Source organism: Pseudomonas sp. 50_B, assembly GCF_017491625.1.
Classification (GTDB): Bacteria; Pseudomonadota; Gammaproteobacteria; order Pseudomonadales; family Pseudomonadaceae; genus Aquipseudomonas; species Aquipseudomonas danubii.
This window is the reverse complement of sequence record NZ_JAFGYX010000012.1, coordinates 1-25,704: the sequence shown is the minus strand read 5'-3', so window position 1 is coordinate 25,704 and position 25,704 is coordinate 1. Positions and strand designations below refer to the sequence as shown.

At 63.1% G+C, this 25,704-nt stretch carries 21 protein-coding genes and 1 rRNA gene; 11 read left to right on the top strand and 11 right to left on the bottom strand.

The window, feature by feature from the left end; all coding sequences use genetic code 11:
- Positions 1-18: 18 nt before the first annotated feature.
- Positions 19-1,197: an efflux RND transporter periplasmic adaptor subunit gene (locus tag J5M73_RS17865; protein ID WP_102860202.1), complete on the bottom strand. Its 1,179-nt coding sequence runs from the start codon at positions 1,195-1,197 to the stop codon at positions 19-21.
- A 197-nt stretch (positions 1,198-1,394) separates the two neighbouring features.
- The gene (locus tag J5M73_RS17860) at positions 1,395-2,645 is read right to left on the bottom strand and encodes a TolC family protein (protein WP_102860201.1); all 1,251 of its coding nucleotides are present in this window, start codon (positions 2,643-2,645) and stop codon (positions 1,395-1,397) included.
- Positions 2,646-3,029: 384 nt separating this feature from the next.
- On the opposite strand from J5M73_RS17860, the gene J5M73_RS17855 reads away from it, so the two are divergent.
- The gene (locus tag J5M73_RS17855) at positions 3,030-3,704 is read left to right on the top strand and encodes a heavy metal response regulator transcription factor (protein ID WP_102860200.1); all 675 of its coding nucleotides are present in this window, start codon (positions 3,030-3,032) and stop codon (positions 3,702-3,704) included.
- 177 nt (positions 3,705-3,881) lie between these two features.
- A complete protein-coding gene (locus J5M73_RS17850) occupies positions 3,882-4,298 on the top strand; it encodes a lysozyme inhibitor LprI family protein (RefSeq protein ID WP_102860199.1) in 417 nt (138 codons plus the stop codon).
- Between the two features lie 32 nt (positions 4,299-4,330).
- Here the strand turns inward: J5M73_RS17850 and J5M73_RS17845 are convergent, their stop codons facing one another.
- Complete coding sequence (locus J5M73_RS17845) at positions 4,331-5,650, bottom strand: MFS transporter (protein ID WP_102860198.1); 1,320 nt, start codon at positions 5,648-5,650, stop codon at positions 4,331-4,333.
- Between the two features lie 90 nt (positions 5,651-5,740).
- The gene (locus J5M73_RS17840) at positions 5,741-5,977 is read right to left on the bottom strand and encodes a Pathogenicity locus (protein ID WP_102860197.1); all 237 of its coding nucleotides are present in this window, start codon (positions 5,975-5,977) and stop codon (positions 5,741-5,743) included.
- A 114-nt stretch (positions 5,978-6,091) separates the two neighbouring features.
- Between J5M73_RS17840 and J5M73_RS17835 the strand changes: the two genes are divergently transcribed.
- The 5 genes from J5M73_RS17835 to J5M73_RS17815 all read left to right on the top strand — a co-directional run bounded on the left by J5M73_RS17835 (position 6,092) and on the right by J5M73_RS17815 (position 14,188).
- Entirely contained in the window at positions 6,092-7,510 is a 1,419-nt protein-coding gene (locus J5M73_RS17835; RefSeq protein WP_102860196.1) for a TIGR00366 family protein, read from the top strand.
- Positions 7,511-7,705: 195 nt separating this feature from the next.
- Positions 7,706-9,406 carry an acid phosphatase gene (locus J5M73_RS17830; RefSeq protein WP_102860195.1) on the top strand — a complete coding sequence of 567 codons (1,701 nt, stop codon included), beginning with the start codon at positions 7,706-7,708 and terminating at the stop codon, positions 9,404-9,406.
- Between the two features lie 192 nt (positions 9,407-9,598).
- Positions 9,599-11,296: a molecular chaperone HscC gene (locus J5M73_RS17825; protein ID WP_102860194.1), complete on the top strand. Its 1,698-nt coding sequence runs from the start codon at positions 9,599-9,601 to the stop codon at positions 11,294-11,296.
- An 11-nt stretch (positions 11,297-11,307) separates the two neighbouring features.
- The gene (locus J5M73_RS17820) at positions 11,308-12,939 is read left to right on the top strand and encodes a J domain-containing protein (RefSeq protein WP_102860193.1); all 1,632 of its coding nucleotides are present in this window, start codon (positions 11,308-11,310) and stop codon (positions 12,937-12,939) included.
- 76 nt (positions 12,940-13,015) lie between these two features.
- Positions 13,016-14,188 (top strand): hypothetical protein, encoded by a 1,173-nt coding sequence (locus tag J5M73_RS17815; RefSeq protein ID WP_207815938.1) that lies wholly within the window; start codon positions 13,016-13,018, stop codon positions 14,186-14,188.
- Positions 14,189-14,234: 46 nt separating this feature from the next.
- Here the strand turns inward: J5M73_RS17815 and can are convergent, their stop codons facing one another.
- Positions 14,235-14,879: a carbonate dehydratase gene (gene can / locus J5M73_RS17810; protein ID WP_016963568.1), complete on the bottom strand. Its 645-nt coding sequence runs from the start codon at positions 14,877-14,879 to the stop codon at positions 14,235-14,237.
- A 152-nt stretch (positions 14,880-15,031) separates the two neighbouring features.
- On the opposite strand from can, the gene J5M73_RS17805 reads away from it, so the two are divergent.
- Positions 15,032-15,364, top strand: a complete 333-nt coding sequence (locus J5M73_RS17805) for a serine kinase/phosphatase (protein ID WP_102860191.1) — start codon at positions 15,032-15,034, stop codon at positions 15,362-15,364.
- Between the two features lie 138 nt (positions 15,365-15,502).
- Here the strand turns inward: J5M73_RS17805 and rimI are convergent, their stop codons facing one another.
- A complete protein-coding gene (rimI, locus tag J5M73_RS17800) occupies positions 15,503-15,955 on the bottom strand; it encodes a ribosomal protein S18-alanine N-acetyltransferase (RefSeq protein WP_047285456.1) in 453 nt (150 codons plus the stop codon).
- A complete protein-coding gene (locus J5M73_RS17795; RefSeq protein ID WP_102860190.1) occupies positions 15,952-16,746 on the bottom strand; it encodes an energy transducer TonB in 795 nt (264 codons plus the stop codon). Before J5M73_RS17795 ends, rimI begins: the two co-directional genes overlap by 4 nt.
- 179 nt (positions 16,747-16,925) lie before the next feature.
- On the opposite strand from J5M73_RS17795, the gene mksB reads away from it, so the two are divergent.
- Genes mksB through mksF form a run of 3 tightly spaced genes read left to right on the top strand, consistent with a single transcriptional unit; the run spans position 16,926 to position 21,740 of the window.
- Positions 16,926-18,203, top strand: coding sequence for an Mks condensin complex protein MksB (mksB, locus tag J5M73_RS17790; RefSeq protein WP_162884091.1), 1,278 nt, complete (start codon positions 16,926-16,928; stop codon positions 18,201-18,203).
- Complete coding sequence (gene mksE / locus J5M73_RS17785; protein ID WP_047285462.1) at positions 18,193-18,900, top strand: Mks condensin complex protein MksE; 708 nt, start codon at positions 18,193-18,195, stop codon at positions 18,898-18,900. Before mksB ends, mksE begins: the two co-directional genes overlap by 11 nt.
- Positions 18,897-21,740: an Mks condensin complex protein MksF gene (mksF, locus tag J5M73_RS17780; RefSeq protein ID WP_060844649.1), complete on the top strand. Its 2,844-nt coding sequence runs from the start codon at positions 18,897-18,899 to the stop codon at positions 21,738-21,740. The genes mksE and mksF overlap by 4 nt, the downstream gene beginning before the upstream one ends.
- Positions 21,741-21,872: 132 nt before the next feature.
- On the opposite strand, the gene J5M73_RS17775 is transcribed toward mksF, so the two are convergent.
- The 4 genes from J5M73_RS17775 to rrf form a co-directional block, all read right to left on the bottom strand.
- The gene (locus J5M73_RS17775) at positions 21,873-24,176 is read right to left on the bottom strand and encodes an MlaD family protein (protein ID WP_102860188.1); all 2,304 of its coding nucleotides are present in this window, start codon (positions 24,174-24,176) and stop codon (positions 21,873-21,875) included.
- The gene (locus J5M73_RS17770; protein ID WP_102860187.1) at positions 24,169-24,792 is read right to left on the bottom strand and encodes a paraquat-inducible protein A; all 624 of its coding nucleotides are present in this window, start codon (positions 24,790-24,792) and stop codon (positions 24,169-24,171) included. The genes J5M73_RS17775 and J5M73_RS17770 overlap by 8 nt, the downstream gene beginning before the upstream one ends.
- Positions 24,779-25,438 carry a paraquat-inducible protein A gene (locus tag J5M73_RS17765; protein WP_102860186.1) on the bottom strand — a complete coding sequence of 220 codons (660 nt, stop codon included), beginning with the start codon at positions 25,436-25,438 and terminating at the stop codon, positions 24,779-24,781. The genes J5M73_RS17770 and J5M73_RS17765 overlap by 14 nt, the downstream gene beginning before the upstream one ends.
- Positions 25,439-25,586: 148 nt before the next feature.
- Positions 25,587-25,702: ribosomal RNA gene (gene rrf, locus J5M73_RS17760) — 5S ribosomal RNA — on the bottom strand.
- Positions 25,703-25,704 lie beyond the last annotated feature (2 nt).

Below are 25,704 nucleotides of genomic sequence, written 5' to 3'. Positions count from 1 at the left end.
ACTCTGTGCTGTGACCGATCAATGGCCATGGTCGGCCGAGCCTTTGCCCAGCTCGGACTTGAGGGTGAAGCTGCCACGGGTGGCGACCTGGGCACCGGCGGCCAGGCCTTCGCGGATCTCGACGAAACCGTCCTGAGTGGCCCCGGTGACCACCGGCGTGGCCTGGAAGCCCTCGGCAACCCGGACAAACACCGAAGGCCGGTCTTCCACGGTCTGGATCGCCGTCTGCGGCACGCTGACCGGCGCTTCGAAGGCCTCGGTGGCCACTTGCACCGAGACGAACAGCCCCGGACGCCAGGCGTCATCGGGGTTGGCCAGGGTCACCCGCACGGTGGCGGTCCGGGTCTGCTCCCCCAGCAAGTTGCCGACGTAGGCCACCTGGCCCTGGACCTGGGTCCCCAGCTCACTGGAGCTGACATGCACCGCCTGACCGACCCGGACTTTGTCCAGGTCTTTGGGAAACACCCCAAAGGTGGCCCAGACCCGGGACAGGTCCGACAGGGTGAAAGCGGCGCTGGTTTCGTCCACCACTTCACCGACGCTGAGGTGTTTCTCCACCACCACACCATCGAACGGCGCGCGCATTTCATAGCGATTGCCCCCCACCAACTGCGCGCTGCCACTCAGGGCATTCATCTTCTGCCGGGCGTTGTCGAGGGCGATTTGCGCTTCTTGCAGGGTCTGCCGCGCCAGCAGGTAATCCTGCTCGGCGGAGATCTGGTCGACCCACAACTGGCGTTCACGCTCGAAAGTGGTACGGGCCAGTTCCACCCGCCGCCCGGCAGCCGCCAATTCACTGCGCAGGTCAGACACCTGCTGGCTGGCGATGACCGCGAGCAACTCGCCACGCTTGACCGCCTGACCGAGATTGACCTGCACCGACTCCACCACGCCGGCAGCCCGGGGCACGATGTGGGAGGTGCGATCCTCGTCAAAGCGGATTTCCCCCGGCAGGCTGAGCAGGCGGTTGAGGCGCCGGGGCCCGGCCTCGGCCAGCTCGATACCGGCCGCCTGGATCTGCTCGGGGCTGAGCTCCAGATGCCCTTCAGGTTCGTCTTCGCCATGCCCGGCCGGCTCTGCCACTGCAGGTGCCTGGGTGCGGGCGGGGGTCGCGAACAGGTCCGGCAGCAGCAAGGCTGCCGCTCCCAGGCCGACCACCGCTGAAATGGCCATGACAAGGCTGCGTTTTTTATCCATGGGTGCTCCTGACAATCGATGTTCGGCAGCGCGAGAAGCGCCTTACGAGGTAGGCGGAAAGAAAAGTTCGTCGAGAGCCCGGTGCCATTCATGGACGCACCAGTGCCGGGGCGGCTCATCCGGCGGCGCCAGCGGTGCACCGCTGCAATCGCTGACCAGCAGGGCGGCCAGGCACGCGAGGCCCCTCAACCAGGCTTTCACCAACGGCTGAGGTCGCCGTAGATGCGTTCGATCCGCACCCAGGCATCGGTGGTTTGCGCCACGGCGGCAAGGTACTGGCTGCGAGCGCTGATCAAGGTGCGCTGGGCATCCAGTACTTCGAGGAAGCTGAACTTGCCCATCTCGAAGCCCCGGGTGGCACTGTCCACCGCGCGCTGGGCTGCGGGCAGGATGATCTGGTTGAACGACTGCACCTCGCCCCTGGCGGTGCTCCATTGCTCCAGGGCCTGGCGGGTTTCGCTGCGCAGGCGCAGCTCGGTGGCGTTGCGCAGGTCCCGGGCCTGATCGGCGCGCCGGGCGGCGGACAGCACATTGCCCTGGTTGCGGTTGAACAGCGGCAGCGGCATCGACAGGCCCACCAGGTTCACCCGCTCGCGGGCACTGGCGTCGTACTGACTGCCAACGCTGACGTCGAGGTCGGGAATGCGCTGGGCTTTTTCCAGGCCCAGGGACGCCTCGCGCTGGACAATCTCCTGCTCCGCCAGACGCAGCTCCGCAGTCTCCTGCAACCGATTCAGCAATTGCGCCGAAGCCGGCGGAGTGACCACCGACAGCGAGGGCTCCTGCACGGCGGCAAAGTCCGTGGTGGCAGCGCCCGTGACCCTGGCCAACTGCCGATAGGCATTGTCCTGCTCCATCTGGCCACGATTGAGTTCCAGGCGAACTTCCGCCAACTGCACCTGGGCCCGGGTGGCCTCCACCGGCGAGGCCTTGCCGGCATTGACCCGCCCCTGGGCCACCGTGACACCGCGCTCGGCCAGGGCCAGGGAACGCCCGGCCAGTTGCGTGCGCTCCTGGGCCCGCAGGGCGGCGTAGAAAGCCTCCAGGACATCGGCCCGCAGCTGGTTGCCCCGTCGCTCCAGTTCCAGGGCCGCCAGCGCCTGTCCGCGGCTGGCCAGCTCCACCCGAGCGCCGCGCTTGCCTCCCAGTTCCAGCGCCTGGCTGAGTTTGACCGAGGTGGTGCGGGTATCCCTGCGGGTGTCCTCGGCATCCACCGACAGCACCGGGTTGGGCATCAGCCCGGCCTGTTGGCGAGCGCCCCGGGCGATCTCGATCTCCCAGCGTGCGGCAGCCAGTTCGGGGTTGTTGGCAAAGGCATTGGCCAAGGCGCTATCCAGGCTCAGCGCGGATGGCTCGGCAGCACTCGGGGACTGCGCCAGCAGCGCCAGCAGCAGCGCCGCAGAGCAGCGCCAGGCTGCCCGGGGAAGTGTTCTCGGGAAAGTCGGCATAACAGGTTCCGGCCCCTATAGAGGCAAAGTTTCTGCGAAAGTGCAGCGGAACATATCGGTGGTTATTCAACAGCGCCCTGGCCGATATGGAACTGCAACAGTTCGCCCATTGACTGGGAGAGTTTCAATATCGACCAAGGGTAACTTTCGCTGCTTATCAGCAGGGTGGCGCAAAGATTACAAATCCGTTAGCAAAGGCTCTGCATCAACGTTCTGTATTAACATTCCGCCATCCAAAGACAATGCCAGACGCACTTTAAAACGCTCCACACAAAGTTAAGTGCGTCTCAAGCTGCCTGCATGAAAGTGCACTTTTAAATTATTAATCCAGTCATTTACAGCAACTTTCTTTTACTGCCCCTTATCGCCGAGAACCTCATCAGCATGCGTATCCTGGTTATCGAAGACGAACTTAAAACTGCCGACTACCTGCATCAGGGACTGACTGAAAGTGGATATGTGGTGGATTGTGCCAATACCGGCGCGGATGGCCTGCACCTGACCCGCCAGCACGCCTACGACCTGGTGATCCTGGACGTCAACCTGCCGCAGATCGACGGCTGGGGCGTGCTGTGCCAGATCCGCCAGGACAGCAACACCCGGGTGATGATGCTCACAGCCCAGGGACGGCTGGCGGACAAGATCCGGGGGCTGGACCTGGGGGCCGATGACTACCTGGTCAAGCCGTTCGAGTTCCCCGAACTGCTGGCCCGGGTCCGCACCCTGATGCGCCGCAGCGAACAGGCAGCGGTGCCCGACGTGCTCAGGGTCGCCGACCTGGAACTGGACCAGGGCCGGCACCGGGCCTTTCGCGGTAAACAACGCATCGATCTGACCACCAAGGAATTCGCCCTGCTGCACCTGCTGATGCGTCAGAGCGGCGTAGTGCTGTCCCGGACCCAGATCATCTCCTTTGTCTGGGACATGAACTTCGATTGCGACACCAACGTGGTGGAAGTCTCGATCCGCCGCTTGCGAGCGAAGATCGACGACCCTTTCGAGCGCAAACTGATCCACACCCTGCGGGGCGTGGGCTACGTCCTCGAAGAGCGCGACTGAGCCGCACGATCGCCTCGCCGGCCAGACCACCTTTTTGCTCATGCATCTGCTGATGCCCCACCGGCTCCAGTTGCCCGATCTCGATCCCGTCCGGCACGCCTTGCAGGAGCAGGCACATGCTCTCCCTGGCAACAGCTCTGTAGAATGCCTGCTCCATTCTCAGCGCAAGGGACCGACATGCCTCATCAGCCTTGGATCTTTGGCCTTGTCATCGCCGTACTCGCCAGTGCCGCTGGCTGGGCGCCTGCCCAGGCCGCAGCACTGGACTGCGAGCACATCAGCGTCAGCGAACAGATCGATCGCTGCGCCCGGCTGGACAAGGATCGCGCCGACGCTGCCCTCAACCAGAGCTATCAGGCACTGCTGGTGCGGGTCCACAACCTGTATCCCAGCAGCCTGCTGCAAGAACAGGAATACCTCGGCAAATTGAAGAATGCCCAGCGTGCCTGGATCAAATACCGCGACAGCAGCTGCGTGCTGGAGGCCTTCGAAGTGGAACCGGGCAAGCCGGCCCACGTCACCCTGATCAACCGCTGCGTGACCCGCCTGAGCAACGAGCGCACCCGCTACCTGGACCAACTGCTACCCAAATAATCGCACCCGCTGAAGAAAATTCGCGAAGCTGATCAGTAGCCCCCATCAGGTTGCGCCGACGCGTGCCGAGCCTCGCCCACGCGCCCACCAAAGTAGCTGGCACTGGCCACCCCCACCGCACCCATCACCGCGCAATAGATCACGCAGATCCATGGGCTCCAGGGCATCAGGGCAATCAGCAATAACGGCGTGGTGCTGGCCCAGAGGGCATAGGCGATGTTGTAGGTGAAGGAAATGCCCGAGACGCGAATCCGCGGTGGAAACAGGCTGACCATCACCGATGGCACCGCCCCCACCACCCCGCAGCCCAGGCCGGCGATGGCGTAGGCCAGGCCGATCCACTCGCCGCCGCTGATCAGGCAGCCATAGAGCACGGCGATGCCCAGGGGCAGCAGCAGGCTGTAGAGCATCACCGTGCGCCAGGCGCCGAGGCGGTCGACGATCAGCCCGGCCAGGATGCAGCCGATGTTGAGGAAAACGATGCCCAGGCTACTCAGGGCAAAGGTATGGCTGGCGCTCATGCCGAAGCTCTTTTGCATCATGGTCGGGGTGATGACCACGAACACCACCACCGCCGAGGTCAGCACGCAGGTGAGAATCAGCGCCGGCAGGATCGCCAGCCGGTGCTCGCGCAGCACGGTGCGCAGGGGCAATTCGCCGGCGCTGTCGCGTTGGTTCTGCAGGGCCACGAACACCGGGGTTTCACTCAGCCAACGGCGCAGCCAAACGCCGATCACGCCAAACACCCCGCCCAGCAGGAAGGGGTAGCGCCAGGCATGATCGAGGATTTCCTCGGGGCTGAAAACCCGCGCCAGCAGGGTTGCGGTCAGCGCGCCCAACAGGTAGCCGAAGGTCAGGCCGGCCTGGAGGAAGCCCAGGGCATAGCCGCGATGGGCCCGTGGCGCGTGCTCGGCGACAAATACCCAGGCACTGGGCACTTCGCCCCCCACGGCGGCGCCTTGCAGCACGCGCAGCGCCAATAGCAGCAAGGGCGCGAAGTAACCGATCTGGGCATAGGTGGGCATGATGCCGATCAGCAGGCAAGGCAGCGCCATCATCAGGATGCTCAGGCTGAAGACCTTCTTGCGCCCCAGCCGGTCGGCGAAGTGGGCCATGAGAATGCCCCCCAGGGGCCGGGCCAGGTAGCCGGTGACAAAGATCCCGAAGCTTTGCAGCAGGCGTAGCCATTCGGGCATTTCCGGAGGGAAGAACAGCTGGCTCAGGGTCAGGGCGAAAAATACGAAGATGATGAAATCGTAGATTTCCAGGGCGCCGCCCAGGGCGGCCAGGCCCAGGGTCTTGTAGTCGGCGCGGGAAAAGCGCGCCGGCGACGACTCAGTGGAAGGGGTCATAAAAGCAACTCGGAGGGTGGCAATCAGCAAGGCTGCACATGGTCTATGCAATCGTCCCGAGGAACAACCATCAGTCGTTGGCGATCCGGGCTATAGACGAGCCTTGGCCATGGCAATGGCCGCCTGGATCGCGGCGCGGGCCTGTGGGCTGTTTTTCCAGCAACTGGAGCCCACCAGGGCCGAGGCCTGGGTGACGATGTCCAGGGCATCGGCGGCGGCCAACTGGCTCAGGGAAATGATCCCCAATTGCTCCAGGCGCCCCACCACTGTGGGCCCGACACCCTTGACTTTGAGCAGTGCGGCGCGTTCTTCGGGGGAAAATGACATCGGCTTTGAGTCCTTTGCAGTCCGTGGCAATTGCCGCATTCTTGCACAGTTCTCGGCCGCCTCAGCCTGAGGCGGCCGTCTTCCTTATAAACATAAGAAATCCGAGGTACTGACGTGGCCGCTGATATTCAAGATAGCCGCTCCGCCCGCTTTGCCCTGCGCTGTTCGAACTGGGCTGAACGCTGGTTTCCCGATTCCTGGGTGTTCGCCGCACTGGCGGTGATCATCGTCACCCTGGCCACCCTGGCCATGGGCGCCAAGCCCACCGATGCCGCCATGGCCTTCGGTGACGGCTTCTGGAGCCTGATTCCCTTCACCATGCAAATGGCCTTCGTGGTCATCGGCGGATATGTGGTGGCCAGCTCGCCGCCGGCGGTGAAACTGATCGACAAACTGGCGCGCATTCCCAAGAACGGCCGCTCGGCGGTGGCCTGGGTGGCGCTGATTTCCATGGTCGCCTCCTTGCTCAACTGGGGCCTGTCCCTGGTGTTCGGCGGCCTGCTGGTACGGGCCCTGGCCCGACGCACCGAACTGCGCATGGACTACCGCGCCGCCGGGGCCGCCGCCTACCTGGGCCTGGGCGCTGTCTGGGCCCTGGGGCTGTCGTCCTCGGCCGCGCAGTTGCAGGCCAACCCCGGCAGCCTGCCGCCGTCGATCCTGGCCATCACCGGGGTGATTCCTTTCACCCAAACCATCTTTCTCTGGCAGTCGGGGGTGTTGCTGCTGGCCCTGATCGTCGTCTCGCTGATCGTCGCCTACGCCACCGCCCCGGGGCCCAACAGTGCCCGGGATGCCCAGGCCTGCGGGGTCGACCCGAGCTTCAGCATGCCCAAGCCGCAACCGCGGACCCGCCCCGGCGAGTGGCTGGAGTACAGCCCGTTGCTGACCATTCTCCTGGCGCTGCTGGCCGCCGGCTGGCTGTATCACGAGTTCGCCACCAAACCGGCGATCACCGCGATCTCTGGGCTCAACACTTACAACTTCCTGTTCCTGATGGCCGGCGCCCTGCTGCACTGGCGGCCCCGCAGCTTCCTCGATGCCGTGGCCCGGGCGGTGCCCACCACCACCGGGGTGCTGATCCAGTTTCCGCTGTATGGCTCGATCGCCGCGCTGATGACGGTGGTCAAGGGCGTGGACGGCCAGACCCTGGCCCACCACATCTCGACCTTCTTCGTGCAGATCGCTTCCCACGACACCTATGCCCTGCTGATGGGCCTGTACTCGGCGGTGCTGGGCTTCTTCATTCCGTCGGGCGGCGGCAAGTGGATCATCGAAGCGCCTTATGTGATGCAGGTGGCCAATGACCTGCAATACCACCTGGGTTGGGCCGTGCAGATCTACAACGCCGCCGAGGCCTTGCCGAACCTGATCAACCCCTTCTACATGCTGCCGCTGCTGGGAGTACTGGGCTTGAAGGCCCGGGACCTGATCGGTTTCTCCTTCGTCCAGTTGCTGGTGCACACCCCGCTGGTGCTGGTCCTGCTCTGGGCCCTGGGCACCACCTTGGCCTACTTGCCGCCCGTGATCCCCTGAAGGCTCGCCGAGCCCGCTCCGCCAAGACGGAGCGGGCCTGTGGATAAGTCTTTCTCGACGCGGATTTCAGACTTTTCAGAGGCCATCGCAGTGGACTCCTGAAGCATTCCTGTAGTCTTTGCGTCATATTCGGTTGTTACCGTGCCACCGAAATAGTTTGTAACGAATTTCCAGATCGACGTGCAAGGAGCCGACATGAGCGACGATACCGACCAGCGCGACACCCCCGAAACCAACGCCGACCAACCCACCGACACCAGCCGCCGCCGCTTCCTTGGCGGCGTTGCCGTTCTTGGGGTCGGCGCCACCCTGAGCGCCTGCAGCAAGCCCGGCGACCCCGCTGGCAAACCGGATGCACGTCCACTCTCCCCTACTGAGCTGGACAAGGCGCTGCGCGATCAGGTGAAGAACGTGGTGGTGCTGTTCGCCGAGAACCGCAGCTTCAACAACCTGTTCGCCAACTTCCCCGGCGTGGAAAAACCGCTGTCGGCCCTCAAGCCCGAAGCGTTCCAGCAACGGGACCGCGATGGCAGCCTGCTGTCGAAACTGCCGCCCATCTGGGGCGGCATCCTGCAAGTGGGGCCACAGACCCTGGACGGCATCACCTACCCGGTGGAAACCCAGTTCCAGGAAAACCTGCCCAATGCGCCGTTCGCCCTCAAAGGCCCCAGCGGCGAGGACCTGCCCCTGGGCCTGGTGACCCGCGACCTGTGGCATGTGTTCTACCAGAACCAGATGCAGATCAACGGCGGCAAGAACGACGGTTTCGTGGCCTGGGCCGACTCCGGTGCCCTGACCATGGGGCACTACGCCCAGACCCGTTACTCCCTGCGCCTGTGGGATGTGGCGCGAGAGTTCGTGCTTTGTGACAACTTCTTCCAGGGCGCCTTTGGCGGCTCCTTCCTCAACCACCAGTACCTGATCAGCGCCAAGGTGCCGTTCTACCCCGACGCGGCCAACTCGGTGGCCAAGTCGCAGATCGCCACCTTGCAGGGCGACGACCCCAAGGGCACGCGCCTCAAGCCCCTGGACAAGTCCCCGGCCAGTGCCATGGACGGTGCGCCGCAGTTCGGTCCCAGCGCCCTGACCCCTGACGGTTACGCGGTCAATACCATGGCCCCGCCCTACTGGCCGACCTGGATCCGCGACCCGCAGCGCCCGGACTACGCCAAGCCCGACCTGCCCAGCGTACTGGTGCCCCAGACCCACGAGCACATCGGCGACAAGCTGTCGAAGAAGAACGTCGACTGGGCCTGGTACGGCGGCGCCTGGCAGGCGACCCTGGAGCAGTTCAAGGATTCCGGCGGGATTCCCAAGATCCCCAACTTCCAGTACCACCACCAGCCGTTCAACTACTTTGTGCGCCAAGGTCCGGAGAATCCGGCCGAGCGTGCCAAGCGCCTGCGCGACGGCGGCCTGGGAGACGAGTCGAGCACCAACAAGTTCTTCGCCGACGCCGAGGCCGGCAAGCTACCAGCGGTGACCTTCTACAAACCCCAGGGCAACCTCAACCTGCACGCCGGCTATGCCGACGTAGCCGCCGGCGACCGGCATATCGACCGGGCCCTGAAAGTGCTGCGGGAAAGCCCGCAATGGAAAAACATGGTGGTGATCGTCACCGTCGACGAAAACGGCGGCTGGTGGGACCACGTGGCGCCGCCCCAGGGCGATCGCTGGGGCCCGGGCACGCGGATTCCAGCGCTGGTGGTGTCGCCGTTCGCCCGCAAGGGCACGGTGGATCACACGGTGTATGACACGGCCTCGATCCTGCGGCTGATCACCCGGGTGTTCCAGCTGGAAACCCTGGACGGCATCAAGGAACGTGATGAGGCCATGATTGCCCGGGGCCAGACACCCATGGGCGATCTGACCAACGCCCTGCACTTCAGCGTCTGACCCCGGCGGGGCCCGCAACAGGCCCGCCAGCCACCGCAGAACCGAAGCTCAAGATCCGCTTCGGCTCTGCGGCATCGGCGCCAATAATAGCCATGTGACATCACGCACTTTACCCATCCACCCGGCGGGTAATATCCTGCGCGCCACCTATTTGTTTCATCAGTTTTCCGATTGGAAAGGGAGTTCGTCGTCATGATCGTAGGCATCGACCTGGGGACCACCAACAGCCTGGTGGCGGTCTGGCGCGACACCGCCAGTGAGCTGGTGCCCAACGCCCTGGGCCAGCTCCTGACCCCCAGCGTGGTGGGCCTGGACGATGAGGGCCGGGTGCTGGTGGGCCAGGCCGCCCGGGAACGCCTGCACACCCATCCGCAACTGACCACCGCACTGTTCAAGCGCTACATGGGCAGCGCCACCGAAGTGCGTCTGGGGGATCGTCTGTTTCGCCCGGAAGAACTCTCGGCCCTGGTGCTCAAGAGCCTCAAGGAGGATGTCGAGCGCACCTACGGCGAGCCGGTGGAAGAGGCGGTGATCAGCGTGCCGGCCTACTTCAGCGACGCCCAGCGCAAGGCCACGCGGATCGCCGGTGAGCTGGCCGGGCTCAAGGTGGAAAAGCTGATCAACGAACCCACTGCCGCGGCCCTGGCCTACGGCCTGCACCAGCGCGACAAGGAAACCTCGTTCCTGGTCTTCGACCTCGGTGGCGGCACCTTCGACGTGTCGATCCTGGAGCTGTTCGACGGGGTCATGGAAGTCCGCGCCAGCGCCGGTGACAACTTCCTCGGCGGCGAGGATTTCGACAGCCTGCTGCTGGAGCACTTCATCGAACAGCAAGGCCGGGCGGCGGACTTTCCCGAGCGCCAGAGCGTGCTCCAGGCCCTGCGCCGGGAAGCCGAACGGGTACGCCGTGCCCTGGGCCAGGAACCCAGCGCCGAGTTCAGCCTGCGCGTCGACGGCCGGCAATGGACCCAGACCATCACCCAGGCGCAGTTGGCCAACCTCTACACGCCCCTGCTGGAACGCCTGCGGGCGCCCATCGAGCGGGCCCTGCGCGATGCGCGAATCCGCGTCAGCGACCTGGATGAAATCCTCCTGGTGGGCGGCGCCACCCGCATGCCCCTGGTGCGCAAGCTGGCGGCGGGGCTGTTCGGGCGCTTTCCTTCCATCAGCCTCGACCCCGACGAAGTGGTGGCCCAGGGCGCGGCGGTCCAGGCCGCCCTCAAGGCACGCTCCGCGGCCCTGGAAGAAGTGGTCCTGACCGACGTCTGCTCCTACACCCTGGGCATCGAAACCTCCCAGCAGTACGGCAACCAGATCGAGGGCGGGCATTACCTGCCGATCATCGAGCGCAACAGCGTGGTGCCGGTGAGCCGGGTCAAGACCGTGCAAACCCTGCACGACAACCAGGAACAGGTGCTGCTGAAGATTTTCCAGGGCGAGAGCCGCCTGGTGCGCGACAACGTCGCCCTCGGCCAGCTGGAAATGCAGGTGCCCAAGCGCCCGGCCGGTGAAGTCTCGCTGGACGTGCGCTTCACCTACGACATCAACGGCCTGCTGGAAGCCCAGGTGAGCATTCCCCTGACCGGTGAGAGCCGTTCCCTGGTGATCGAGAACAACCCCGGCGTGCTGACCCCGGAAGAAATCCAGGAGCGGCTAAAGGCCCTGGAGCAACTGAAGGTTCATCCCCGCGACCAACAGGTCAACACGCTGCTCAGCGCTCGGCTGGAACGTCTGTATCAGGAAAGCCTTGGGGAATTGCGCGAACAGATCGGCTACTGGGCCGGGCAATTCCAGCAAGTGCTGGACACCCAGGACGAGCGCAAGATCCGCGAAGTGCGCAACCAACTCAGTGAACAGCTGCAGAGACTGGAAAACGGCCACGGGCACTGAGGAGCGGCGACATGGACTGTTGGACCCTGCTGGAGCTGCCGGACGATGCCGATGAGCGCAGCATCAAACGCAGCTACGCCAAACGCCTGAAAACCACCCGTCCCGATGAGGATGCCGAAGGCTTCCAGCGTCTGCGCGAGGCCTACGAGCGGGCGCTGCAACTGGCTCGCTGGCGGGAAGAGGAACAAGAACGACCGACTTCCCACACGACGCTAGCCAGCACGCTCCCGACCATGACACCGGCGAATGACGCCAACCTTCGACATTGGTCGCAACTGCTGGAGATCCAACCCGCGGCTCAAGCGCTGCCAATCACTCGGCAAACCGACGACCCGGCACAGCCTCTGCTGCTGAACCTGAGTCGGCACACACTGCCACAGCGCTGGCAACAGGCCCTGGACCTGGATTGTGCGCCAGCTTTTGAAGCCGGTTTGCTGCGTCTTTGCTTCGAACAGCCAGGGCTTCGCACTGCCATCACCACCTGGGCGGTGCAGCACCTGCAATGGCTGACACCCTGGCAGCAGGTGCACATGACACCCTGGGAAGAAGAGGCGCTGACCAGCGGGTTGTTGCAGCAATACCGGCAGACCCTGCAAGAGCTTCTGGAAACCCGGCAGGAACCGGAATTCCTCCATTCCCTCGAAACCTACAGTAAACAGCCCTGGATGCAGGTGTTCGACCGTCGACAGGAATGGCAACGAATCGTCATGCAATTGCTGTACGACACTCAGTGGAGCCTGCCGTTGCTCGACCGAGTCTGCCAACTCCTGGGCTGGGACGATGCCTGCGGGGTCCATCCGGAACCCGCCTGGATCTGGCATAGCCTGATCCAACGCTGTGAGCAGGAAACCTTCTTCCACGCCCTGCAAGCCAAGGCGCAAGACCACAAGACCTGGGCACCTGAAGTTCAGGCGGCGCAACTGCTGCTCAATCCCTTGTCACGCCGGCAACAGCAGAACCTGATCCTGGACTTCGGCGTAGACCACTGGGTCGCCTGCCAGGATCTTGCGCAAACCCTGAGCGGGCGTTACCCGCAACTGATCGAGCGTCTGCCCTGTAGCGACGTTTTCTTCTGGCGCAAGTTCATGCCTCGGCCCCCAGCGGCGCAGACCTGGATCAGGGTCTGGGCTGCCCTGGCTCTGGCCTTGACCCTGTTCTTCCTTAATCAGGAGGATCATTCAGCAATGCCTGCCTTGTTATTCGGGGGAACGATCGCGTTGATTCCCACGGCGGTGGCACGCTTGATCATGCTCCTGCTCTGGGTGCCCACATCTCATCAGATGATTGCCCTTGATCTGTGGCTCAGCGAACGCCTGCTGCCCAGACGCCTGAACCCCCATGGCGAGTGGCTGATATTGCGCCACGCAGTCCCCCAGTTGGCGATGCTTGCAGTTTTCGCGGCCTTGCTGGGACCGCTGGGGATGGCCGGATACTCGGGTTTCATCCTGATCGGCCTGTTGCATGACAAACGGATCGGGCATCTGGACCCAGGTTTCAGTGAAAGACACCCTTACCTGACTGCATTGCACTGGAACCACTGGAGCCCACTGCAAGTTATTTTCCTGCTGCTCATGAGCGGCATCATCCTGGCGTGCCGAATCCATTATCCCGCCTATCCTCTGACACGCTTGCTGCCTGGTTGAACAGGTACGGGCCGAACGTTCATTTACACAATGCCCTTCCCCCCTGCATGGGGTTCACGCTGAAAAGGATCTGAGCATGTTCAAATTCGCAGGAATCTCCCTGGCCCTGGCGGCCGCCGCGTTGAGCACCAGCGTCATGGCCGATGTCGAGGTCGATCTGGGCAGTCCGCAACGTGTCACCCAACTCTTCGCCTACCCCAACAACTGCAACGTGATCTGCTATCGCAACTGGACCCTGGAGCAGACGGTGGAGCACTACCTGACCCAGAGCGTGCAGCGCGATGGCTACAGCGCGGCCAAGGTCAGCGTGAAAACCGCCAACGACAAGGTTGTCGCCTCCATCAGCGGCGTGCCCGAGGGCTACGACAAACCGTTGAGCGCCCTGCTCGATGCCGGCGACCTGGCCTATAAAGGCGCCAGCCAGCTCAATGCCGATGGCAAATGGGCCTACAGCTGGTACCTGTTCCTGCCTCTGGGCATGGCCCTGGAAAACCGCAAGAGCGTCGAGCTGCTGCACTTCCCGCCGGACTATTCATTGACCCAGGCCCAGGACTATCTGGAGTCGGCCACCACCGACCGCTGGGCTTCGCTGCTCACCGTCAACGGCATCGCCGCCGAGCAGACTCCGGCGTACCAGACCATTGTCGACATCGCACCGATCGCCGCGCCATCGAGTGCCGGCAAGGACCTGGAAGGGGTCTACAGCTACTTCAACAACTACCAGACCACCATGGTCAAGCAGGTCAGCCAGAACGCCAGCGGCGCGGCCTTGCCGATGGTGGCTTTCGGTGCGCCCGTGCGTAACTGGCTCAAGCAGCAATATGGGGTCACGGTGAATGTGCTGGGCCTGGCGCAGATCAGCCCCAGCGAAGGCGTGAAGGTGCCGGTACTGGGCTCCAACCACCCGAGTTACATCTGGTACGCGGCGGACCCGGACAACTATGACAACGACGAGGCCAAGGCCGACGCCGCAGGGCTGAAAGTCATGGGACAGGATTTGAGTGCAGCCTGCTGGCAGGCCGGTATGGGCAGCAAGCCGGGGACGGACCCGAGCACCCTGCTCAGCAGTTGCACCCAGACCTGGCAGGTGACGCAAAAAGAGCAGACCTGCGAGTTGTTCTACACCTCGGTACGCAAGCTGACCGAGCAACAGGCCGCGGCCAAGTGCAGCAGCGCACCGGTCACGACCCAGCTCAAGCAGCTCAAGGCACCGGCACCGGCACCAAGCACCGAGGTGCCGCACCTCTGAAGTCCGCCGCTGGCCGCTGCGCCTTCACGCAGCGGCCAGCCCGCATTCAGACGGCGCCGAGGGGACGCAGGCGATATTGCGGTGGCAGTTGTTCGAAACCGCTGATGGTCGTGTCCAGGCTCTTCCAGCGACCGTCCTTGATCCCGTAGATGCAACCGTGGATCGACAGGCTCTGCCCGCGATGCCAAGCGTTCTGCACGATGCTGGTATGGCCGACGTTGGCCACTTGCTGGATCACGTTCAGTTCGCACAGGCGGTCGACTTGTTCTTCTTCCGTGGCCAGTTGTGCCAGCGCCTCGCGGTGCTCGTAGTACAGGTCACGAATCGAACGCAGCCAGCCATCGATCAGGCCAAACTGGCGATCCTGCATCGAGGCGCGCACGCCGCCGCAACCATAGTGGCCGGTGACCAGGATGTGTTTGACCTTGAGTACATCCACCGCGTACTGGATCACCGACAGGCAATTGAGGTCGGTGTGCAGCACGACGTTGGCCACGTTACGGTGCACAAACAGGTCGCCCGGCAACATGCCGACGATCTCGTTGGCTGGCACCCGGGCGTCCGAGCAGCCGATCCACAGGTACTCCGGAGTCTGCTGGCGGGCCAGCTTGGAGAAGAATTCCGGATCTTCCTGCTTGATCGCTTCGGCCCAACGCGCGTTGTTATCAATCAGATCTTGTAGTTCGTTCATGCTGTGAAGCCTCAAGAATGATGCGCAGCTTTGACAGACGAGTGCCTGTCGAGGTCACGCCAATAACGGCAGATACCGGTTATCCCTGCCGGGGAATCTTCACCGGGGCTGTGGGTCCACCCTGTAAGCCCCTAAAAGTATGAGCAATCGCCATGACCGAATCACGACGCCCCTTCAACGCGCTCCAGCCCGAGCCGATCGACGATGATCAGGATCGCATGGGGTCCATGGAGGAACTGCATTTCGATGACGACGAACCCGGCGCCCTCAGCAGCACCGGCCTCACCAGCGACGGCTCCAGCGACGACGACCTGAGCCCGGAAACCCTGATCCGCGAGGATGGGGCCCGTTCTGCCCGGGAAATCGGCGCCGATAAACCCGCCGACTGGGACTTGAGTATTGTCGATGCCACGGACATTGGGGGTGGCAGTGGTCTGGATGAAGCCGAACTGGCACGTCGCGACCCGCTGGACGGCAAACCCTGAGCTCGGCGCCACATTTAATGACGCCCTCTCCCGCAGAGCCGGCTTGCCGGCGAAGAGGCCCTCAAGCCATACATCGCCGCGAATGGCGTCTTCGCTGGCAAGCCAGCTCCTGCAGCTGCCTGCGTGCTGGTTGAAGGCTCAGTCGACCAGGGTGCAGGCCATCACCAGGGCGTCTTCGCGACCGCCCACCGCCGGGTAATAGTCGCGGCGGCGCCCGACTTCATTGAAGCCATAACGCTCGTAAAGCCGATAAGCGGTCTGGTTGCTGGAACGCACTTCGAGGAAACATTCGCGCGCGTCCTTTTGGTAGGCGCGCTTCATCAGCTCCTCCAGCAGCCGTAGGCCCAGGCCGCGGCCCTGGCTTTCCGGCTTGACGGTGATGTTCAGCAGATGCGCCTCGTCAATGATCACCTGGATCACCCCGTGGCCCACCTGCTGGCTGCCTTCGAACATCAGCCAGACTTCGTAGGACTTGAAGGCATCCATGAAAATGCCCCGGGTCCAGGGGTGACTGAACGCGGCATATTCGATTTTCAGGATGGCATCCAGGTCCGCCTCGGTGGCCAGGCGGAAGGTCAACGCGTCACTCATTGGTCATTGTGCTCATCAGTGCTTTTCCAGCGCGTCATCAATCGACGCATGGCTTGCCAGACATCAGCCTTACGCTGTGGCTCTTCCATTAATAGTTCCAGGCCGGGCAAGGCCCAGGCCGAACCCAGGCCTTCGACCTGCAGTTCACGGTTGTAGGATTCAGCGTTGGCTTCGCCGGCGAAACGTACGGCCGGCAGACCGATCAGCCACAGGCAGACACAGGGCTCTTCTTCGATGCGCACGCCGACAAAGGCCTGGACGAAGTCCCGGGCGGCTTCCGGACCTTGATCGAGGTTGCCCCGGGTCAGCATCGGCCAGCGCACCGGCTCGGCGAGGATCTGCGGGCTGTCCGGCAGGCCGGCGGCGCGCAGCATGTCCTTGAGCAGCAAGTAGGCCGGGTCGCGGCTCTGGAAGGCTTCGCCTGTGGGTAACTCCACCAGCAGCAGGCAACGGCCGGCCCGCAGCAGCTGCAGGGCAAAACGCGGCGGCGGTACCACCGGCGCCTTGACCACCGGGGCCGGGGCTTCTTCGCCCTCGGCCACTGGCTTGCTGGCTGACTTTGCAGGCGTGGTGGACGGACGCGGCACCTCGATCTTCGGCCGTTCGACGGTCCTTGCAGCCGCCGGGGCCTTGGCCTCGACCACAGGGGCAGGCGGGGCCTGCACCTCGGGTTCCGGCAAGGCCAGCAATTCAGGACGCGAAGGGGCGGCAAAGGGCAATTCGCTGCGCGGCAGCCAACTGACCACCTGCATGGCGGATAGATAAGCGCGACGACGGGACTCGATAAGCAAAGGTCGGCCACTTGTGGATAACTGAGGTGGGGGATTCTACCGTCCTTCGCCAAAGATCGCCTGCTGTTGATTGCGCGCAAAAGCGACAGTCCGTCTCATACCTGGGTCCGGGGGTGAATCGTCGGCCCCCTGATGCAGTACAATCGCCGCTTTTCATTGCCAACCAGCCGGCCATTCCGATGATCGAACCCAAGCGCGTCTTGCGCGCCCTCGCCGAACACTGGGCACTTCTGGAGCCGCTGTGCGAGCACTTCGACCAAGGCACCCTGAGTCTTGCCGAACTGCGTTCACAGCTGGCTGCCCAACAACTGGACAGCACGCCCCAGGACATCACCCACCTGCTGGACGTATGGATACGCCTGGACATCCTGGTCCCGGTGGCGAAAAGCCCGAACCGTTTCGAGCTCAATGCGCAGATCCACGACTTCCTCGCTTACCTGCGCCGTGAACACCGCCTGGGCCTGTGCCTGGAAATCGAAGCCTACCTGCGTCACCTGGAGCGCCTGGCCGGTTACATCCAGGACGCCTTCGACGTACGCGACGGCAACGACCTGGCGCGCCAGTTGCGGCTGCTGGACATGCGCGTGCGCGATGTCCTGAAGAAGCTCGCCAATGACGAACAGGCCCTGGTGGCCGTGGCCGAGCGGGCCAAGACCAGCGACCGGCAGATTCCCCTGCGCCAGCGCTACGCCGAGGTGCTGGCCACCTGGGACGAATACGTCGAGCCGATGATCCAGCTGGTGAACGCCGACGGCGCCTTCGAACAGGGCGTGCGCAAGGTGGAAAACGTCCTGCTGCGCCTGCTCACCGAGCAGCAGCGCCTGGGCCACCTGGTGGACGACGACATGCTGCTGCGCACCCACGCGCGGATCCTGGAAATGCAGACCAGCGCCCAGCTGACCCTGCGCCACGCCCGGGAACTGCTGCTGCCGCTGCGTGAGGAAGCCCGCCGCCACAACGCCGTGACCCGTGGCGCGGCCCTGGCCCTGGCGGCCATCCGGCGCAAGGGCATCGACGCGGTGCCCCAGGCGGCGATGCCGATGTTCACCCGTCCACAGAGCACCTTCCTCGGCAGCTCCGGCCAGGTGGAAGCCTATGTCTACGCCCTGGCCCGCTTCGAGCCCAAGCCGGCGCGTTTCCCCAAGGCCCACAAGACCCACAAGGGCCTGGCTCCCAAGGCGCCGCGCACGGTTCGGGAAATGCTCGAACGCTGCGAAGACGCCCTGCCGATGCCGGACCTGATGAGCTGGCTGCTGGACCAGGAGCCGGATGGCGCCACCGACGAATTGCTGTACTGGTTCTCGCGCCTGTCGCGGGAAAAACGCTTCAAGCGCGAGCGCCTAGAACGCCGCGACTACCACACCCAGGAGCACCAGGTCAGCCTGCGCTCCTTCGCCCTGCTCTCGGCCCGCGATGACACCGCCGAGCATTCTGCGAGCAACGCCAATGCATCTTGATCTTTCCGAACTGTCCCAGCTGGCGCCGATCTTCCGCGAGCTGTTCAAGGGTTACCACGTCAGCCGCCGCGACCCGGAGCTGTACGCGCAATTGTCGAACTTCCAGGACCAGTACCGCACTCTGTTCAAGGCCCTGGGCTTCGAGCTGGTGTGCGATACCCGCGGCTTCTACTACTTTGTCCCCGACAACGCCGCCGCCCAGGTGAACAAGACCGCCCAGCGCCTGGCGCTGTTCACTTTCATCCTGGTGGAGCATCTGGCCGACCAGGGCCGCGACCCGATTGCCGTGCTTGATGGCGGCAGCCTCGGCCGTGACGAACTGCCGTCCTTGCTGGAGAAATACCGCGACCTGTTCATCCAGGCTGAAGTGCAGACCCAGGAAGAGCTGGAAGAGAAAATCATGCGCCGCATGACCCAGCTGGGTTTTGCCGCCGAGGAACCGGGGATCTACCGCTTCCTGCCGCCAATGCACCGCTTCCTCGACGTTTGCCTGTCGGTGCAACAGGACCGCGACCTGGCCGCCAGCCTGCATAGCGTGCTGCCGTTGCCGACCCCGGTACTGGTGGACGACGACAGCGACGAGAAACTGCTGCAGACCGATGACCCGCTGGACCTGAGCGAATTCGACGAGTCCGAAGAAAGTGAAGAAGACGCGCTGGCCCGGGCCATCGCCGAAGAACAGGAGCTCGACGCATGAGCAAGGAACGCTACGGCATCCGCCGCTTTGCCCTACTGAACACCGCTGGTTACAGCCTGGGCCTGTTCCCCCTGGAAGAGCCGCTGTCGGTCTACGGGGCCAACAACCTGGGCAAGTCGGCGTCGATCAACGCCCTGCAATTCCCGATCCTGGCGCGCATGTCGGACATGAGCTTCGGCAAGTACAGCCTGGAACAGTCCCGGCGCTTCTACTTCGCCTCCGACACCAGCTACATCCTGGTGGAAGTCTCGCTGCCCCACGGCCCTCATGTGATTGGCGTGGTCGGGCGCGGCCCGGGCGGCGGCTTCGGCCACCAGTTCTTCGCCTACGCCGGCCAGCTGGACCTGGCGCATTACCAGAAGGACGACACCTGCCTGCGGCAGAAAGAGCTGTTCACCAACCTGGAACGCCAGGGCCTGAAGGCCTATGAGCTCAAGCCCGATGAACTGCGGCGCCTGCTGGTGGGCGGTCATACCTCAATTCCACTGGACCTGACCCTGATCCCGCTGCGCTCGACCAGCGAACAGAGCCTGAAAACCTTCCGCGCGCTGTTCATCAACCTGCTGCACATGCGCGAAATCACCGCAGCCAAGCTCAAGCAGCTGTTCCTCGATGCCTTCGAGCACAGCCTGCGCTCCGGCAGCGTCGACTACATCGCCGCCTGCGACGAAGCCTTCCGCGATGTGCGGCGTATGGAGCAGGACTACAACTCCCTGGTGGCCGCCGGCCCTCTGGTGGAAGCCCTGGCCAACGGCGTGAAGCAGCGGGACATTCTGCGGGGCAAGCTGCATCGCCTGTCGCCCCTGCTGGATTCGCTGCTGGGCACCTGGTCGGACTACGCCGGCGCGCGCAAGGAAGAGCTGACCATCCAGGCCGAGCACTACCGTAATGAGCAGGACGCGCTGCAGAACGACCAGCGCAGCAGCACCCAGGAAATGATGCGCCTGGAACGGGAAATCACCGGCACCCAGCGCTGGCTCGGCGAGCTGTCGGTGCTCAAGCACCGCTTCGCCCTGGTGGATGACGTCAAGGTCCTGGAACAGCAACTGCTGGCGGCCAAGGATGCACACGATGAACTGGCCGGCGCCCTGGCCCAGTCCCGGCAGTTCTCCGCCGAAGACCTGGAAGAACGCCTGCGGGATCTGGAAAAGCGCCTGAAGTCGGTCAAGCAGCAACTCGATCACGCTGACAACAACAGCTATGCCCGCCTGCGCGAGGAGTTCTCCCAGCAGGACGTGGAGCGCCTGATGCGCCTGTTCAACAGCGCGCTGTTCAGCCTGCCCCTGGGCGAGCATGGCATCGCCCTGGACGACAACGGCGAGTGGGTGAAGTCGGTGGAGCTGATCCTCGACGGCTTCAAGGGCGAGCGTTTCGAAGTGCCGGGGTTGACCATCGACATCTCCCACATCGAGCCGCCAGCCTTGCAGGCCCTGGCCGACCGCGCCGCCCTGCGGGATCAGAAAGAGCGTCTGGAAAAAGAACTCAAGCAGCTCAAGACCCAGGCCGCCGTGGCCGCCGACCGCGCCGCGAGCAAGACCCAGACCGAGGCCCTGTACCAGCAGGTACTGGATGCGCAGAAGGCCCTGGAAGACTTCCGCCGTGCCCAGACCCTGAGCGCCGAGGAAGGCGAGAAGCTGGAACAGCTGGCGCAGATGGAAGCCGCCCAGGACGAACTCAAGCGTTCCAGCGATGCCTTCACCGAACGCGTCCAGCAACTGTCGGCCAAGTTGCAACTGGTGGGCCGGCAGATCGCCGACATGGAAGCCAAGCAGCGCACTCTGGATGACGCCCTGCGTCGCCGTCAGCTGCTGCCGGCAGACCTGCCGTTCGGCACGCCGTTCATGGACCCGGTGGACGACTCCATGGACAACCTGCTGCCACTGCTCAACGACTACCAGGACAGCTGGCAGGGCCTGCAACGGGTCGACGGGCAGATCGAGGCGCTGTATGCCCAGGTACGCCTCAAGGGCGTGGCCAAGTTCGACAGCGAGGATGACGTCGAGCGCCGCCTGCAACTGCTGATCAACGCCTATGCCCACCGCACCGACGAAGCCCTGACCCTGGGCAAGGCGCGCCGCGCGGCGGTGACCGATATCGCCCGGACCCTGCGCAATATCCGCAGTGACTACGACAGCCTGGAACACCAGCTGGCGCTGTTCAACCGCGAGATCAACAAGCGCCAGGTGTCCAACCTGCAGAGCTTCCGCATCGTCCTGGCGCCGAACAAGGAAGCCCTCAAGCACATCGACCAGATCATCCACAGCGCCGGCCAGTACGAGGAAGGCGAGACCCTGTCGGTGTTCGACCTGAGCCAGAGCGCCGAGCAGGACAACAAGAACGAAGAGGCCAAGGAGTACCTGGCGCGGCTGGTGGCAGCCAACCACAACCAGTTGGGCCTGAAGGACTTGTTCGAGCTGGCGTTCGAGATCACCAAGGTCAACGGCCAGCCGGTGATCCATACCGACATCGATGGCGCAGCGTCCAACGGCACCACAATGACCATCAAGGCGCTGACCAACATGTACCTGTTGCTGCACTTGATGGACCGCGACCAGGCCGGGCGCATTCGTCTGCCTTACTACCTCGACGAAGCGGCGGACATCGACGAACGCAACCAGGCGGCGCTGCTGGAAACCAGCCTGCAGCTGGGCTTCGTGCCGATCCTGGCCAGTGTGAAGCCGCAGGTGTCGGCCCAGGTCGCCATCGACCTGGAAGGCGGCAGCGGACCGAACGGCATCTACATCGACGAGGCGGACTGGAAGTTCATCCGTCGTCACGATCAGGTCAAGGCGACTCTGAACGTGGAACCCGAAGCAGAAGCGGAACTGGACGAAGTCTGACTGGGTAACGCTGCAACGTAAAAGGCCGCGCTCTTGGGAGCGCGGCCTTTTTATTGGATCACTTTTGTAGGAACTGGTTTGCCAACAAAAGCGTGCTCTGGGCTTGAGGGCTGCTTCGCTCCTACAACAGGGTTACTTGCCCAGGGGGATCTTGGGAGCCCAGGTCAGCCATTCATCCTCGAACTTGTCGAACAGCGGGAAGGTCTGCTGGGGACGGGCCGGGTTGCCCATGCGTTCGCCATCCGGGGTGGCGAAGGCAATGCCGCCCTGGATCAAGGTTTCCAGGGATTCGGTGCGCACTGTGGCGCCCTTGAACAGGCCAAAGTCCACACCGAATCCGCTGCTGTTCCAGAAGCGCGTGCCACCACGAATCAACGGCGCGTACTTGGGTTCGATGAGGATATGGATCAGTACCCGGTCGGCGGTCTGTCCCAGTTCGTAGCCGGTGACCTTGCCCACGGTCACTTCCCGGTAAGTCACTGGGACACCCACCTTCAGCGAACCACGGCGAGCAGCACTCAGCACCAGGCTCAGACCCGCTTCCTGGGAGCTGGCTTCCGGTGGCTGCGGCAAGGCGACAAAGCTGGTTTGCACGCCCTGGTTCTTCGCCGCGGGCTGAACCTCGATGTATTGACCGGTCACCAGGGTTTCCAGGTTCGAAGTCTTCATCAGCCCCAGTTCCGGCTTGACCACCCAGAACTGGCTGCCGACCCGGGCAATACGTTCCGGCACTTCGGTGATCCGCGCCTTGAGCATTACCGATTGCAGGTCGGCGCTGAGGGTCACTTCTTCCAGTTTGCCCACATCCAGGCCCTTGAAGCGCACCGGCGTTCCGGCGCGCAGCCCATCGGCGCGATCAACCTTGATGTTGATCAGGGTGCCACGCTGCGCCGCCTCTTCCTGGTTGGCGAACAGACGGAACCGCGGAATGCGCTTTTTCAGCGGCACGTTGGGCAGCGGCGTCTCGAAAGCGATGCCGCCGGCCATCAGGCTTTGCAGCGACTCACTCTTGATCTGGATACCGCCAGTGAGGCCGCCCGTGAGGGTGATGCCGCTGACGTTCCAGAAGCGCGTCGAGCCGTTGACCAGTCCCTCGTATTCTTTCTCGATATGAACACCGATCACCACTTGCTTGCGGGTGTGGGAGAACTGATAGCTCTGCACCGAACCGACCTTGACCTGTTTGTAGAGAATCGGGCTGCCCACCTCCAGGGAGCCGAGATTGTCGGTAAACAGCACCATGTGCAAGCCGGGTGCCCGCAGGTCCAGGGGTGGGGCCTTGGCCCGCGCCTCGAACTCCCGCTGGGGGGCGGCGCCCTTGTCACCGGGGCGAATGGCGATGTAGTTGCCTTTCACCAAGGCCTCGAGCCCCGTGATACCCGCCAGGGAGATCGAGGGTTTGACAGTCCAGAACTGGGTACCCTGGACCAGATAGTCCTCGGCCAGTGGGTCGAGGGTCAGCTCGGCGGTGGCACTCGTCAGGTCGGAGTCGACCTTCAGGGCTTTCAGGCTGCCCACCTGGATGCCTTTGTACATCACGGGCGTGCGCCCTGCCTGCAGGCCTTCGAAATCGGTGAGTTTGACCTTGACCCGGATGCCCGCCTGGGCGGCATCGAAATCTTCGTACAGGCGGAACGGCAGGCTAGGATCGGTGGGCGGGCTGTCCTTGCGATTTTCCGGAGTGGCGAACGCGATACCGCCGGCCACTATGCTGGACAGGGACTCACTGCGTACTTTTACCCCGGACAGATTGGCGTCGATGCTGATGCCGCTGGCGTTCCAGAAGCGTGTGTGTTTGCGCACCAGATTGGCGTAGGTCGGTTCAATGTAGACCTTGAGCTCGACGGTGTTCTGATCCTCGGAAAGCAGGAAGCTCTTGATCTGTCCGACCTGGATTTGTTTGTAGAAGACCGGACTGCCGCGGCTCAACGACCCCAGGCGTTCGGCCTTGATGGTCAGGTGCAGGCCAGGCTTGGCATCCGATAACGGTGGCTCTTCGGCCAGGGCCTTGAACTTGCGCGTGGGCTCTCCTTCTCCGGGATTGACCGCGATGTAATTGCCTGAGACCAGGGTTTCCAGACCGGTGATCCCGGCCAGACTGACACTAGGCTTGACCAGCCAGAAGCGGGTGTTGGTCTTCAGGTACTGTTCGACATCCTTGTTCATTTCGACCGTGGCAATCACCCCCTTGGAGTTGCCCTCATCGTCCAGAGCCAGAGTCTTGACCTTACCCACAGGCATGCCTTTGTAGACCACTTCGGTCTTGTTGGCCTGTATTCCTTCGCCGCTTTCAAAGCGCAACTGGATCTCGATACCGGTCTGGCTGTAGGCACGCCAACCCAGCCAGCCACCGATGATCAAGGCAATCAGGGGCAGCACCCAAATGGCCGACCAGTTGGAGGCCGGGCGGGTTTTGGCGGTAGGCAAATCACTCATGGTCGTCGTCCGACTCCGTGTTATCCCAGATCAGTCGGGGATCAAAAGTTACTGCGGCCAGCATGGTCAGGATCACCACGCTGGCAAAGGCGACCGCACCGAGATTGGCCTCGATACTGGCCAGCCGGCCAAAGTTGACCACCGCCACCAGAATGGCGATGACGAAAATATCCAGCATCGACCAGCGACCGATGAACTCGATAAAGCGATACATGATAATCCGTTGCCGCGCTGACAGTGGCTGGTGACGCTGCACCGAGAACAGCAACAGGGCAATGCCCACCAGTTTGAAGGTAGGCACCAGAATACTGGCGACAAACACCACGGCGGCGATGGGGAACATTCCATGCTGCACCAGTTGGATGACCCCGGACATGATGGTGCTCGGGTCGCCCTGGCCCAGCGAGCTGACGGTCATGATCGGCAGGACATTGGCGGGTATATAGAGAATGGCGGCGGTAAGCAGCAGGGCCCAGGTACGCAGGATGCTGTTGGGACGCCGTGGGTGTACCAAAGCTCCGCAACGAGTGCAGGTCTGCCCGTCGCTGTCGGCCTCCTGCCGGTTCAATTCATGGCATTCGGTGCAAATCAGAATGCCTGCATCAATCGCCCGCATGTATGTCTTCTCCCGATAGCGCCTGCCAGACCTGATGAGGCGACATCACCACTTCCAGCCAGACCTGCACCAACAACAGACTGATGAAACACACCAGCCCCAGGCCTACGGTGATGGAGGCCATGTCGGCCAACTTGACGATGGCCACCAGTACGCCCATCAAGTAGACCTCGAGCATGCCCCAATCGCGCAAATGGTGATAAATGCGATAGAGCAGCAAACCGTAACTACGACCGATGTTCCAGCGGATACTTAGAAGCACCAGAAGTTGGCAAATCAGCTTGAGTAATGGAATGCCCATGCTGCACAGGAATACCACCAGCGCTACGCCTTCCATGCCGGTATCGAACAGGCCTTGTACCCCACTCCAGACCGTATCTTCGGAAGACTGTCCCAATAGATTGAGCTGCATGATGGGTAGAAAGTTCGCCGGCACGTAGAGCAATAAGGCGGCTATTACCAGAGCCAGGCTGCGTTCGACCACATTATGCCGATGGGCATACAGCTCATAGCCACAACGCGGGCACTGTGCTTTCTCGCCAAGGGCGAGCGTTGGCTTGCGCATCAGCAGGTCGCACTCATGGCAGGCAACCAGGTCGTCCAGTGGTAGTTCTGACAACCCGGGGGCGTCAACCGGATCTGGCATAGAGGGCTCTGGAAGTGGAGAAAGTAGCGGCTATTCTAGTGTTCCAATTCGAAAATAACTGTGCAATTTTGTTTGCGAATAAGAGCAATTTTTCTCCGCGCAAAAACAAAACCCCAATTGCTTTCGCAATTGGGGTTTCGGAATTTAATCTTGACGATGACCTACTCTCACATGGGGAAACCCCACACTACCATCGGCGATGCATCGTTTCACTTCTGAGTTCGGGATGGGATCAGGTGGTTCCAACGCTCTATGGTCGTCAAGAA

Excerpts from the sequence above, each read along its gene's own strand:
- rimI (WP_047285456.1), bottom strand. The coding sequence starts at position 15,955 with ATGAGTGACGCGTTGACCTTCCGCCTGGCCACCGAGGCGGACCTGGAT.
- J5M73_RS17820 (WP_102860193.1), top strand. The coding sequence starts at position 11,308 with ATGGACTGTTGGACCCTGCTGGAGCTGCCGGACGATGCCGATGAGCGC.
- mksF (WP_060844649.1), top strand. The coding sequence starts at position 18,897 with ATGAGCAAGGAACGCTACGGCATCCGCCGCTTTGCCCTACTGAACACC.
- J5M73_RS17865 (WP_102860202.1), bottom strand. The coding sequence starts at position 1,197 with ATGGATAAAAAACGCAGCCTTGTCATGGCCATTTCAGCGGTGGTCGGC.
- J5M73_RS17850 (WP_102860199.1), top strand. The coding sequence starts at position 3,882 with ATGCCTCATCAGCCTTGGATCTTTGGCCTTGTCATCGCCGTACTCGCC.
- J5M73_RS17845 (WP_102860198.1), bottom strand. The coding sequence starts at position 5,650 with ATGACCCCTTCCACTGAGTCGTCGCCGGCGCGCTTTTCCCGCGCCGAC.
- J5M73_RS17775 (WP_102860188.1), bottom strand. The coding sequence starts at position 24,176 with ATGAGTGATTTGCCTACCGCCAAAACCCGCCCGGCCTCCAACTGGTCG.
- J5M73_RS17855 (WP_102860200.1), top strand. The coding sequence starts at position 3,030 with ATGCGTATCCTGGTTATCGAAGACGAACTTAAAACTGCCGACTACCTG.
- mksE (WP_047285462.1), top strand. The coding sequence starts at position 18,193 with ATGCATCTTGATCTTTCCGAACTGTCCCAGCTGGCGCCGATCTTCCGC.
- J5M73_RS17830 (WP_102860195.1), top strand. The coding sequence starts at position 7,706 with ATGAGCGACGATACCGACCAGCGCGACACCCCCGAAACCAACGCCGAC.
- J5M73_RS17765 (WP_102860186.1), bottom strand. The coding sequence starts at position 25,438 with ATGCCAGATCCGGTTGACGCCCCCGGGTTGTCAGAACTACCACTGGAC.
- J5M73_RS17770 (WP_102860187.1), bottom strand. The coding sequence starts at position 24,792 with ATGCGGGCGATTGATGCAGGCATTCTGATTTGCACCGAATGCCATGAA.
- J5M73_RS17860 (WP_102860201.1), bottom strand. The coding sequence starts at position 2,645 with ATGCCGACTTTCCCGAGAACACTTCCCCGGGCAGCCTGGCGCTGCTCT.
- can (WP_016963568.1), bottom strand. The coding sequence starts at position 14,879 with ATGAACGAACTACAAGATCTGATTGATAACAACGCGCGTTGGGCCGAA.
- J5M73_RS17825 (WP_102860194.1), top strand. The coding sequence starts at position 9,599 with ATGATCGTAGGCATCGACCTGGGGACCACCAACAGCCTGGTGGCGGTC.
- J5M73_RS17815 (WP_207815938.1), top strand. The coding sequence starts at position 13,016 with ATGTTCAAATTCGCAGGAATCTCCCTGGCCCTGGCGGCCGCCGCGTTG.
- J5M73_RS17840 (WP_102860197.1), bottom strand. The coding sequence starts at position 5,977 with ATGTCATTTTCCCCCGAAGAACGCGCCGCACTGCTCAAAGTCAAGGGT.
- mksB (WP_162884091.1), top strand. The coding sequence starts at position 16,926 with ATGATCGAACCCAAGCGCGTCTTGCGCGCCCTCGCCGAACACTGGGCA.
- J5M73_RS17805 (WP_102860191.1), top strand. The coding sequence starts at position 15,032 with ATGACCGAATCACGACGCCCCTTCAACGCGCTCCAGCCCGAGCCGATC.